The organism is Mesorhizobium sp. M7A.F.Ca.CA.002.04.1.1 (assembly GCF_004022805.1).
In the GTDB taxonomy this organism is placed as follows: domain Bacteria; phylum Pseudomonadota; class Alphaproteobacteria; order Rhizobiales; family Rhizobiaceae; genus Mesorhizobium; species Mesorhizobium ciceri.
Genome location: NZ_RZPL01000079.1, coordinates 1 through 12,141, shown reverse-complemented (window position 1 = coordinate 12,141; position 12,141 = coordinate 1). Strand labels below are relative to the sequence as shown.

The following is a 12,141-nucleotide window of genomic DNA, read 5'->3' as shown; positions in this document are numbered from 1 at the left end:
GACAGATGCCGAGCGCCTTCACCACCGAACCGGCGGTCTCGCCGCCGGCGACGACGAGCCGGCGGACGCCGAGTTCGCGCACCAGAATCTGGGCAATCCCGGCCAGGATCTCTTCCGCCCTTGCCGCCACCATATCGCGGCCATGCGCCTGCTGCAGCGCTTCGACGGTCGCTTGCGGCGCTGTCGTAGCAATGGCGATCATCGCGCCGGGCAAATGCCGTTGGGCGAAGGTACGCGCTTCGGCCATGACATCGGCGCCGGCAAAGGCGCTGGCAAGGTCAATCGTCAGCAGTGGATTGTTTTGCGCAAAACGCTCGAGCTGTTCGATGGTGCGGTCGGCGACGCTGCCGGCCAGCACCGCTGCCGGCCCTTCGACGGCCGGCAGGCTGGCGGCAACGAGATCGCCTGAATCCAGCAGCCCATGCGTGAGCCAGGCCGGTGGCAGATGCGCGGCGACTGAGGAATTGCCGGTCATCAGCGGCAGGTCGAAGGTGGCTTCCGCGATCGCCGCCAGATCGCGCTCGCGGATGGTGTCGGTGACCAGCAGCGTCTCGCCGCGCCTGCTTTGCTCTCCTATAGCGCTCCGGATGGCTCCAGCGCCGGCGTCGACGACGAGATAGGGCACCAGCCCGACCTTGCCCCTGCTCTGCGCCTGCAGCACGCGAACCAGATTGGAATCGGTCATCGGCGTCAGCGGATCGAAGCGCTTGGGCGACTCAGCAAGCAGCTGGGGACCGCCGAACATATGCCCCTGATAGACGGTGCGCCCAGTCTCACACAGCGCGGGGGCGAACAGTGTGACGCCGCCGCCAAGGCGCTCGAGCAGCGCTTCGGCGCAAGGACCGATATTGCCCGCGGGCGTCGAATCGAAGGTGGCGCAATATTTGAAGAAGATCTGCCGCGCGCCAGCTTCGACCAGCCGGTCCGCGGCCTCCAGCACCTGGCGCACCGCATCGCTGGCTGCGATGACGCGGGTCTTCAGCAGGATCACATGGGCAAGATTGCCTGATGGGATCGGCGCGTCCAGCCCGACCGTGCATCCCGTCGGAATGCCGCGCGCGACCAGCATCGACGCCAGCTCGGTGCCGCCGGTCAGATCGTCGGCAATGGCGCCGAACAGCAAGGAAGGCATCGACGCGGTCATGCGGCCCGTCTCATGTCTGCCGGTTTCGGGGCGGCTTGTCTCATGTCGGTGGTCAGGCCATTCGTGGTATCATATACACAAGCCACGCGACGCAGGCGACGCCTGCGCTGTTGCAAGAACGGAGAGCGGATGTGACTGCTTCTATCGCGCCGATCGCGCGCGACAATCTGACGACGCGTGTCTATGAGGAGCTTCGCCGTGCCATGATGGAAGGCCGTTTCTGGCCGGGCCATCGCTTCAAGATCCGCGACCTTGCCGCCAGCCTTCAGGTGTCTGAGACGCCGGTGCGCGAGGCGCTGATGCAGTTGGTGCGCGAAAAAGGCCTGGAGATGGAGGCCGGCCGTTCGATCACCGTCGCCCAGCTGTCGCTGGCTCAGTATCTGGAACTGCGCAGCATCAGGCTGCATCTCGAAGGCATGGCGGGTGCCGCGGCAACGACGCGCATCGAGCCGCGCGAGATCGACCGTCTGGCGGCGGTGCATGAGAAACTCATTGCGAACGAGGACAATGGCCGCTGGTTCGAAGCCGTCCGCGACAATTGGGAATTCCATCACTCCATCTACCAGGCGGCGCAAATGCCGGAGCTGCTGGCCATCATTGAGGGAATCTGGCTGCGCAACGGACCGCTGGTGAACTACCAGTACCCTCACGCCCGGCCGACCTATGACGGCCGCCACCGGCATCTCGACATTCTTGAAGCGCTGCGGGCGCGCGACGAGAACGGTGTGCGCAAGGGCATTCAGCAGGACATGATCGAAGGCGGCCGCCTGCTGGTCAAGGTTCTCGAACGGCTGAACGACGGCGCGGTCACGCCGGAGGAACTGCGCCGCGCTGCGCAGAACGGCCGACTGGTGTCGGCCACCGGCTGAACAGTTTGTTCCTTTCCACCGCATTGGCGCCGGTCACGCCACCTGCGCCGCGGCGGCCATGCCCGCATCGGCAGCCTGCAGGGCGAGATCTATATCTTTTGCGGTGTGCGCAGCACTCAGGAACATGTTGTGCCGGGGATGGAAATAAGCGCCTTCGCGCAAGGCGGCCGAGCAGAATGCGTTGGCTAGCTTGAATTCGGCATCGCCGTCGAACAGCACCATCGGCATCGACACCGGACCTGTCTGTCGCAGCGAAAGACCATGCTTCTTCGCTGCAGCATCGAGGCCTGAGCGCAGCCTGTCGCCGGCCTGTGTCATGTGGGTGACGGCGTCGGTATCGCGCAGCGTGCTGATGGTAGCGATCGCCGCGGCCATTGCGACGGCGCCGTACCAGAAAGAACCCGTCACATAGACCTTGGTCGCGGCTTCGCGAAACCGGTCGGTGCCTGCGATGGCGGCCAGCGGATAGCCATTGGCGATCGCCTTCGAGAAGGCGGACAGGTCCGGCCGTACGCCGAGCGGCTCCCAGCTGCCGGCGAGGTCGATGCGGAAGCCGGCGCGCACATCGTCGACGATCAATGCCGCATCGGCAGCGGTGGTGAGTTCGCGCGCCCGTTTGGCGAAGGCGGCGGTCGGCAGTTCCTGGTCGCGGGCGATGTCGTGCCGGAAGGCAGTGACGACGACAGCAGCGAGATCGTTGCCGGCCTGCTCGACGGCCACTTCGAGGCTGGCGACGTCATTGTAGTCGAAATGGATCAGATGGGCGCGGTCCTCGGCGGTGACGCCGGCCAGCGATGGCGTGCACCACGGCACGGCACCGTGGTAGGAGCCGCGCGCGACCAGCACCTTGCGTCGGCCGGTGCCGGCGCGCGCGATCGTCACGCAGGCCGTGGTGGCGTCGGTGCCGTTCTTCTGCAGCATTGCCCAGTCGGCATGCGCGACCGTCTTGACCAGCAGCTCCGCCAGTTCGACCAATACCTCGCCGGGGCCGTTCATCGCATCGCCGAGGCGACGCTGCCGGGCGGCAGCCTCTTCGACTGCTTGATGATGGTGGCCGAGAATGTTGGGCCCCCAACTGCACATCAGGTCGATGTATTCGTGCCCGTCGACGTCCCAGACCCGGCAGCCGTCGGCGCGTTCGAAGAATTGTGGATAGGCGGAGCCGAGATAGCGCGTCGCCATGTGTCCCCACATGCCGCCCGGAATGACCGAGGCCGCACGCTCGCGCAGCAACTGGTCCTTGGAGTTGATCAGGGAAGGCATGACGAGGTCTCCGCTCATTGATATATCATATATTGAATTTGATGTTGGAAGAACAGGATTTGCTGGCCTTCCGGGATGGAGAACAGGGAGGCGACTGTCGCCTCCCCGTATTGTTTTGCTCAGTGGCTGAGTTCTGCCAGCGGCAGGTTGCAGCAGGCGCTGTAGCGCACGCCCTTGACGTCCGACTTGTAGGCCAGGATCAGGTTCGGGCTGATCAGCGGCAGGATGATCCTGTCCTTGATCATCTCCTCGCCGGCCTGGTGCCACAGCTTGGCGGCCTCGTCGCCGCTTGCCGCAAGGGCTGCCTTGTAGATATCCGCTTCCTTCGGGTTGAGCACCGACGGGTCGCGCTCCGCGCCGGCACGGCGCGACCAAGGGCTGCCCTTCGTCATTGCGAAATAGTCGATGTATTGCGAGGTGCCGTAATAGTCCGGCGCGTAGAACACCGCCGTCATCGGGATGCCGTCGCCATTGACGCGCTCGCGCCAATTGGCGAAGGGGATCGGCTGCAGGTCGAGCTTGATGTTGATCTTGGCCAGATCCTGCTGGACCTTCTGCATCAAGAGCGAGAGATCGACGCCGTAGACGTTCATGCCGGGGAACGCTGCCTCCATCTCGAAGCCGTCGGCGTGTCCGGCCTTGGCCAGAAGTTCCTTTGCCTTGGCAACGTCATAGGGCTGCGCCTCGAAGCCCGAACCGCCGGGGAAGCCGAGCGGGATCGGCGCGCTGATCAGCTGACCCTCGGAGCCGATGGTGAAGTCGAGGATAGCAGGACGGTCGAGACCGAGCGAAATGGCCTCGCGCACTTCGGGCGTCAGCGGCACCTTGTTGGCCTTGGCGCCGGGCGACAGCGCCACATAGATGAAGTTGTAGGACGGCACGGTCTCGATCTTGACGTCGCTGCCGGTCATCGTCTTGGCCGTGTCCGGGTCGATCTGCATGGCGATATCGGCGGTGCCGCTCTGCAGCATCTGCGCCTGCGCCACCGCATCCTTGGTCTGGCGTATGACGACTTCGCTCAGCGCCGGCGCCGTGCGCCAGTACTTGTCGTTGCGCGCCAGCCGCAGTTCCGAATTGGGCTCATAGGATTTCAGCACGAACGGCGCGCTGCCGGCCGAATGGGCCAGGAACCAGGCCTCGGCATTGTCTGTCGTCGAGGCGTCCGCATCGGCCTTGGCGCCGGCTTCGGAAGCAACCTTGCTGTTGACGACCGCTGCGTAGGGCGCCGCCGCGATGTTGAGGAATTCGGAGCTCGGCGCGACCATCTTGACGACGACCGTATGCGCGTCCGGAGTCTCGATCGAGGCGACATTGTCCATCAGGAACGAGGCGCTGCCCTTGAGGTTCTTCAGCCGCTCCCAGGACCATTTGACGTCCTTGGCTTCGACAGGCGAACCGTCCGAGAATTTGGCGGCCGGGTCGAGCGTGAAGGTGAAGCTGCTCTGGTCGGCATTGCCTTCCCACTTCGAGGCGAGCAGCGGGATCAGCTTGTTGTCCTTGTCCAGCGTCAGCAGCGATTCGTAGACGCTGGAATTGTAGATCTGGCAGGTGTCGCAGAAGGCGCGGTGCGGATCGAGCGAATTGAGGTCGATGTTACGCGCAATGACCAGCGGCTTGCTGTCCTGCGCGAAGGTGGCAGGCGCCCAGAAGGCGCTGGTGGCCAGCAGCACGGCCGCCAGCATCGTCGCCCTGGTCTTGGCTCTTGGTAGGATCGTCATGTCCATTTCATTCTCCCATTTTCTTGTCAGATCTTTGTGGCAATGCGTTGCTCTATCCACCCACGGCAATGAGGGATTGAAGCGCGGCCTTGAGCTTATCAGCGCCGCCCAGTGCGGCGCGGTTGAGCGGGGCCGATACGACGGGAGCCGAGAGGCTTCCCGTCACATGCAGGATCTCGTGATCGAGATAGTCGAACACGCGATCCTGAATCTCTTGTGTCAGCCGTCCGCCAAGCGACAGTCCACGCTGCACCTGCTCGACGACGGCCACCCGGTTGGTCTTGCGGATCGAGGCCTCCACCAGCGGCCAGTCGAGCCCGGTCGGGTCGAGGCTGCGCAGATCGATGATCTCGGCATCGACGCCGGTCTCCTCGACCACCTGCTTGGCGACGGCGACCATGCTGGCACTGGTGAGCAAGGTGCAGGCACTGCCCGGCCTGACGGTTTTCGCCTTGCCGAGTCGCACGCAATAATCGCGGTCATCCGCAGGCACAGGCCCTTCGCTCGGGAACAGTTCGACATGCTCGATGACGACGACCGGATCGTCGCATTTCAGCGCCGAATTCATCAGGCCGATATAGTCGAAGGGCGTCGTCGGGGCGACGATGCGCCAGCCGGGAAACAGCGCGAACAGGCCAGACGGATCGCCCGAATGCTGCGAGCCGTAGCCGGTGTGCGGCGAGACGCGCACCCGGATCACGATCGGCACCGGGAAGCCGCCGCCGAACATGTGGCGCACCTTGCTGACCGCATTGAACAGCTGGTCGGCGGCAACCAGGCAGAAATCGCCGAACATGATCTCGACGATAGGCCGCAGCCCGCAAAGCGCTGCACCCAGCGCCACGCCGACAAAACCGTTCTCGGCGATGGGCATTGCCAGTACACGCTCCGGCCAGCGTTCCAGCGCACCCTTTGTGGCGCCCGAAACGCCGCCGCGCAGCCGGTGCACATCCTCGCCCATGATAATGATGCGCGAATCCTTTTCCATGGCGCGCGCAATCACCTCGGACGCGGCAACCATGAACTTGACCGGCCTGGTGTCGGCTGGCGGCATATCCTCGATCTCGAGGAAACGCTCGCCCTTCAGTTCGGAAAGATCACCGCGTATCTGGTTGTCGACGCCGCCTGGGTCTGGCCACAGATGGTCGGGAATGCCCAGCGCGTTGCCACTCATTTCGGTGAGCGAATCGGCAGCGGTGTTGACCACCTCCATGACGCGCTGGTCGAGTGTGCCGAGGTCGGAAGCGTTCAAAATGCCCATCGTCTTCAGGCGAGCCGCCATCGTGACCAGCGGATCGCGCGCTTTCCAGGCGTCTTCCTCGGCCCGCGTGCGGTAGCCGAATTCGCTACCCGGGCGCGCGCCGCTCTGATGCAGGAAGCGGTAGCAAAGCGCCTCGACCAGCACCGGGCCACCGTCTTCCTCGATCGCCCGGCGCGCCTCGCGCATGGCATGGTGGACCGCCACCACATCCATGCCGTCGCATTCGATGCCGCGAAAGCCGAGCATAGGTCCGCGCGAGGCCAGCCGCGTCTCGCGCGTCTGCTCGTTGATGTGCGTCGAGACGGCATAGAGATTGTTTTCGGCGAAAAAGATCACCGGCAGCCGGTAGAGCGCGGCGATGTTCATCGCCTCATAGGCCGGCCCCGCCATCATCGTGCCGTCGCCGAAAAAGGCGACCGAGATGTTGCCGGTACCGAGCAGCTTGTCGGCCAGCGCATAGCCGGCCGCATGCGGCAGGTTGCCGCCAATGATCGCGCTGGTGCCAGGGATGCCGGAGGCATCGTCGCGCATATGCATCGAGCCGCCACGGCCGCCGCAATAGCCTGACTTGAGGCCCATGATCTCGGCCATCAAGCCGCGCACCGAGCCCTGCATGTCCGGGTTGAAAGCGTCATGCAACGGGTCGAATCCGCCGGGCGTCTGCGCGTTGACAAGCTTGGCCAAGACCTGGTGATGGGCGCGGTGGGTGCCGTTGATGCGGTCGCCCGTACCGAGCACGGACATGGCGCCGACCGCCGTCGCCTCTTGTCCGATGCTGGCATGCGCCGGACCATGCACCAGCCCGGCATTGGCGAGATCGAGCACTTTTTCCTCGAAACGGCGGATGAGCAGCATCTGCTGATACCAGCGCACCAGGCTCGAAACCTCGGCGTCGTTCCAGTCCGAATCGTCGACGTCGAGCCGCAACCAGGGCGCCGATGGCTGGATCGATGTCTGCTGGACCATGTCAGCTATTTCCGTTCTGGTAGATGATATATCAAATATTTTCTCAGTCGATTGCGTCCGGGCACTTTTCCTGGGCACTGCACTGGCTTGCGGGCACCGCACAAATGGAATTAAATTTCATTTTCTGTGCGAAGCCGAGACTAAGCCGGGACGGCGGCGTTCCGCAAGAGGAATTTTGAAGCCAGTTTTCGAGCCATTCCGGCGACAAGCCCCCTGCACCAATTCACGGAGGGAGCGGCTCTGCAAATCAGGCATTCGGCTGGCGGATCGGCTGGGTAAGCGAGCGGCTAGCGATCGGCCTGATGCTGGAAGAACTGCAAAAACAATTCCCGCTCGGTGGTGATGTCGAGCTTCTCGTAGATGCGCCGGCGATGGTTCTTGACCGTGCCGACGGTGATGCCGAGGCGCTCGGCGATGTTGGCCGTCGGGTGGCCGGCGAGGATCAACTGAACCAATTCCCGCTCGCGCAGCGACAGCTCCGGCCACAGACTGGCCGGGATCGTCGGCTCCTGCCGGGGCGAGGCGCCGGGGCCTGTCGGCGCCGACGTGCGGGAGAATTTGGTTCCGCGCGCCTTGATGTCGAGCGCATGCAGCGCCTCGAATACAGGCAACCGCTCGTCCAGCAAAGCGATCTCGCTCTCCTTGAACGACGTGGTCGAGCGGTCGAGGAAGATGCCGAGGCACCAGTCGCCGCCATCGGCAAGCATGATGCCGACCTCGTCGCAGATCTCCGACTGCGCCAGGAAGCCGGCAATGTACTGGCCGCGCTTGGCCTCGTCGTCGGCGAGCCGTTTCAGCGGCATGATGCCCAACCTGCGCTCGCGCCGCCACGAGGCATAGAACGGGTCGAACACGTAGTAATTGTGGAGATAGCGCCGGACCATCTCATCCGAGAAGCGCCGGTGCTTGATGAATTCGGGTGTCTGCGTCGCCGAATAGCGCGTCACCGTGACGAGGTCGTGGTCGATGTCGGCGCCGATCAGGTCGATCAGGCAGTCGACATGCCTGTCCGTGCCGATGGCGGCGATCGCTTTGGCGAGCGGCGCCCAGATATTGCCCATGCCCATGCCCTTTTCTCGGCGATGTCAGCCCAACCGTCATTGTGTCTTTAGGCATATGGCGCGAGGCCATCCAATGAATCTAGCCTGGCGTCAACCTAGACCAGATCCCGAGGCGACCGTGACCCAACCCAATCTCACCGCCCCCATTGTCGGCAACCCAATCGTCATCGGCATCGACGCCGGCGGCACCATGACCGACACGATCCTTGTCGATCAGGACGGCCACTTCAAGATCGGCAAGTCGGCGACCACGCCGAAGAACGAAGCCGAGGGTTTTCTGGCCTCGGCCGAGGACGCGGCGGATGCCTGGGGCATCTCGCTGGAATCATTGTTTTCAGGCGTCAACGTCGTGCTCTATTCCGGCACCGGCATGCTGAACACGCTGTTGTCGCGCACCGGCCGCCGGCTCGGCCTGATCACCACCAAGGGCCTCGAGGACATGATCCTGATGGGCCGCGGGCTGCAGGCCTGGGCCGATTATTCCTACGCCGACCGGCTGCATGCGGTCACCCACCATCATCCCGATCCGCTGGTGCCGCGCCGCCGCACCCATGGCGTCACCGAGCGGATCGACCAGTTCGGCGACGTCGTGCTGCCGCTCTATGAGCACGAGGTTTCTGCAGCCGCAAAAAAACTGATCGCCGACGAGGTCGAAGCGATCTGCATCATGACCATCTTCTCGCACGTCAATCCGGTGCACGAGAAGCGCATCGCGGAAATCTGCCGCGAAGAGGTCGACAAGGCCGGCGCCGACATCATCGTCTACACCAGCCACGAGGTCCGCCCGGTCATCCGCGAGCAGTCGCGGCTGAACTCGGTCCTGATCGAGGCCTACGCCACCTCGCGCGGCCGCAAGCAGCTTAGGGGTATCGAGGACGTCTCGAAGAAATACGGCTTCAAATATGGCGTGCAGACGCTGCTCTCCTTCGGCGGCCTGACCTCGATCAACCATCCGCGCCTGCATGAAACCATGATCTCCGGCCCGATCGGCGGCATCCTCGGTGCTGCCTATGTCGGCAAGCTGATCGGCAATGATTCGCTGATCTGCTCGGACATGGGCGGCACCTCCTTCGACATGGGCGTTATCACGCGCGGCCAGACGCGGATCGAGAACGAGCCGCTGATGGATCGCTTCAAGCTCAACGTGCCGACGCTGCACCTCGATACGATCGGTGCCGGCGCCGGCATGATCCTCAAGGTCGATCCGCTGACCAAGAAAGTCTCGCTTGGACCGGAAAGCGCCGGCTCCGATCCAGGTCCGATTTGCTTCGCCAGGGGCGGCACCGAACCGACCATTGCCGATTGCGATGCGATTCTCGGCCGGCTCAACCCGCACTATTTCCTCGGCGGCAAGGTCGTGCTGCAGGTCGAAAAGGCCCGCCGCGCCTTCCAGGAGAAATGCTCCGACATCCTGGGCGTCGGGCTGGAGGAAGCCGCCGAAGGCATGATCGACATGCTGGAGGCCGACGCCAACAACGCGCTGCGCCGCGTCATTTCGGGCCAGGGCATCCATCCCTCCGAGTTCACGCTGCTGTCCTATGGCGGCTCTGGCCCGCTGCACCTGGCCGGCTGTTCCAGGGGCATCGGCTTCAAGGACATCATCACCTTCCAGTTTGCGGCCGCCTTCTCCGCCTTCGGCTGCACCACGGCTGATTTCATGCGCCGGCATTCGGTGTCGACGCAGCACGACATCCCGTCACGCGCCGATGAGGCGACGCTGGCCGCCTTCGGCGTCAAGGTCACCACGGTCTGGAACGACCTGACCAAGGCCGCGGTCGACGAGATGATCGCCGACGGCCATGCGCGTGAGAAGATCAGGACCGTGCCGTTCCTGATGATGCGCTACACCGGCCAGCTCGAGGATGTCGAAGTGATGGCGCCGCTGGCTGAGGTCAACTCGGCCGACGACATGCGCAGGGTTATCGACGAGTTCGAGGCGGTCTACGCCAAGGTCAATCATCGCGTGTCGCGCTATGGCGAGGCCGGCTTCACCATCACCGAACTCGGGCTGATCGCCACCGCCGACAAGGTCAAACCGGTGCTGCTCAAGCGTCCGCTCGGCAAGTCGGATCCGGCTTCCGCGCACAAGGGCGTGCGCGAGGCCTATATCGGCGGACGCTGGCACAAGGCCAATCTCTACGAGATGGACCTGCTGCAGCCCGGTCACGAAGTCATCGGTCCGGCCATCATCGAACACCCCGCCACCACGCTCGTCGTTCATCCGCAGGACCGCGTCCATGTCGATGAATGGACGCTGCTGCACTACACCCACGCTTGAGAGGGCACCGCCATGTTGGACAAACCTGCTTCGGCCCTGCGCCTTCGCGAAAGACTGCTCGATTCCGAGCGGCTGATGGAAGAGACCGGCTGCTATGACGGCATCACGGAACTCACGCTGCGCAACCAGGATCCGCTGAAGTTCGAGACGCTGCACACCAAGCTGCGCGCCTATTGCGTCTCGGCTCGCGAAATGGCCCGCCGCATCTCGGCCTCGCCCGGCGTGCGCGAAGTCGGCGAGATGGTGGTCGCCATCTATACGCCCGAAGGCGACGCCATCGCGCTCTCCAACGGCATCATGGTGCATGTCCATACGATGAGCCGCTTCATCAAATGGATGATCAAGAACAATTACGAGGAAAACCCGAAAATCCGTGAAGGCGATATCTTCGCCAACAACGACGCCTTCATCGGCACCGTGCAGGTGCCTGATGTCATGGATGTGGTGCCGATCTTCCATGAAGACACGCTGGTCGGCTGGGCCGGTGCCGTCTGCCACGAACTGGAAGCCGGCGGCATCACGCCGGGCGGCGATGTCTGCCTGGCGCAGGAGCGCTTCACCGAAGGCCTGTTCGTCTGCGCCGAGAAGATCGGCGAGAATGACGAGATCCGGCGCGACTACGTCATCCGCTGCGAGCGCAATCTGCGCATGCCGATCTACTGGGTGCTCGACGAGAAGGCCAAGGTCGCCTCCTGCATCGACATGCGCGAAAGCGTCAAGCAGCTGATCTCCGAGATCGGCCTCGACTACTGGATGAAGGTGTCGAAGGAGTTCATCGAGGAAGGTCGCCGCGCCCAGCTCGCCCGCACCCGCCAGCTCACCGTGCCCGGCATCTACCGCGGCCACACGTTCTACGGCCATGTCACGGCGGGAAAGCCCGGCTTCCAGCTGCTCGGCGATCCCGACTGGCTCTACAACATCCCGATCGAGATGGAGATCACGTCAGACGGCAAGATCACCATGGACTTCGAGGGCACGCAGCCCTGGGGCTACCATTCGATGAACTGCACGCCGGCCGGCATGGATGGCGGCATGTTCGTGACGCTGACCCAGCACATGAATTTCGAAGGCCTGGTCAATGACGGTGCCTGGATGGCGACCGAACTGAAACTGCCGCACGGCACCTGGACCAACCCCGACAACGAGATGGTGGCCACCGCCACCTCATGGGCGCTGCTGCTGCCGGCCTACGGTGTTTTCCAACGGCTTTTGTCGCGCAGTTTTGTCGCGCGCGGCTTCGTCGAGGAGGCCTTTGTCGGCCAGGTCAACAGCCCGATGATCGAGATGGGCGGCGAAAGCCAATACGGCACGCCGTTCGGCATGGCGCATTTCGAGTGCGCTGCCGCCGGGTCCGGGGCGCTCGCCATCAAGGACGGTCTCGACACCGCCTATGTCGGCTGGAACCCGGAATCCGACATGGGCAACATCGAGGTCTGGGAACAGTCGATGCCGATGGTCTATATCGGCCGTTCGATCGTGCCGAATTCCGGCGGCGCCGGTAAATATCGCGGTGGCTGTTCCTTCGTCTCGACCTGGCTGATCAACAAGACCTCACATCTGCGGCTCCACACCTCCGAGCAC

Annotated in this window: 8 protein-coding genes; 3 read left to right on the top strand and 5 right to left on the bottom strand. The window is 63.8% G+C overall.

The window, feature by feature from the left end:
- The coding region (gene otnK, locus ENZ75_RS06645) for a 3-oxo-tetronate kinase (RefSeq protein ID WP_245481133.1) at window positions 1–1,144 on the bottom strand (1,144 nt) is incomplete at its 3' end.
- 131 nt (window positions 1,145–1,275) lie between these two features.
- On the opposite strand from otnK, the gene ENZ75_RS06640 reads away from it, so the two are divergent.
- Window positions 1,276–2,013 carry a GntR family transcriptional regulator gene (locus ENZ75_RS06640; RefSeq protein ID WP_013528131.1) on the top strand — a complete coding sequence of 246 codons (738 nt, stop codon included), beginning with the start codon at window positions 1,276–1,278 and terminating at the stop codon, window positions 2,011–2,013.
- Window positions 2,014–2,046: 33 nt separating this feature from the next.
- On the opposite strand, the gene ENZ75_RS06635 is transcribed toward ENZ75_RS06640, so the two are convergent.
- From ENZ75_RS06635 to ENZ75_RS06620, 4 genes are all read right to left on the bottom strand, one after another.
- Window positions 2,047–3,276 (bottom strand): aminotransferase class III-fold pyridoxal phosphate-dependent enzyme, encoded by a 1,230-nt coding sequence (locus tag ENZ75_RS06635; protein ID WP_082826632.1) that lies wholly within the window; start codon window positions 3,274–3,276, stop codon window positions 2,047–2,049.
- 119 nt (window positions 3,277–3,395) lie between these two features.
- The gene (locus tag ENZ75_RS06630; protein WP_164747171.1) at window positions 3,396–4,958 is read right to left on the bottom strand and encodes an ABC transporter substrate-binding protein; all 1,563 of its coding nucleotides are present in this window, start codon (window positions 4,956–4,958) and stop codon (window positions 3,396–3,398) included.
- An 88-nt stretch (window positions 4,959–5,046) separates the two neighbouring features.
- The gene (locus tag ENZ75_RS06625; protein WP_063169872.1) at window positions 5,047–7,221 is read right to left on the bottom strand and encodes an alpha-ketoacid dehydrogenase subunit alpha/beta; all 2,175 of its coding nucleotides are present in this window, start codon (window positions 7,219–7,221) and stop codon (window positions 5,047–5,049) included.
- Between the two features lie 287 nt (window positions 7,222–7,508).
- The gene (locus ENZ75_RS06620) at window positions 7,509–8,288 is read right to left on the bottom strand and encodes a helix-turn-helix transcriptional regulator (protein WP_063169873.1); all 780 of its coding nucleotides are present in this window, start codon (window positions 8,286–8,288) and stop codon (window positions 7,509–7,511) included.
- A gap of 112 nt (window positions 8,289–8,400) precedes the next feature.
- Between ENZ75_RS06620 and ENZ75_RS06615 the strand changes: the two genes are divergently transcribed.
- The gene (locus ENZ75_RS06615; RefSeq protein WP_082826633.1) at window positions 8,401–10,560 is read left to right on the top strand and encodes a hydantoinase/oxoprolinase family protein; all 2,160 of its coding nucleotides are present in this window, start codon (window positions 8,401–8,403) and stop codon (window positions 10,558–10,560) included.
- A gap of 12 nt (window positions 10,561–10,572) precedes the next feature.
- The coding region (locus ENZ75_RS06610) for a hydantoinase B/oxoprolinase family protein (RefSeq protein WP_128277982.1) at window positions 10,573–12,141 on the top strand (1,569 nt) is incomplete at its 3' end.

Excerpts from the sequence above, each read along its gene's own strand:
- ENZ75_RS06630 (WP_164747171.1), bottom strand. The coding sequence starts at position 4,958 with ATGCTGGCGGCCGTGCTGCTGGCCACCAGCGCCTTCTGGGCGCCTGCC.
- ENZ75_RS06635 (WP_082826632.1), bottom strand. The coding sequence starts at position 3,276 with ATGCCTTCCCTGATCAACTCCAAGGACCAGTTGCTGCGCGAGCGTGCG.
- ENZ75_RS06625 (WP_063169872.1), bottom strand. The coding sequence starts at position 7,221 with ATGGTCCAGCAGACATCGATCCAGCCATCGGCGCCCTGGTTGCGGCTC.
- ENZ75_RS06620 (WP_063169873.1), bottom strand. The coding sequence starts at position 8,288 with ATGGGCATGGGCAATATCTGGGCGCCGCTCGCCAAAGCGATCGCCGCC.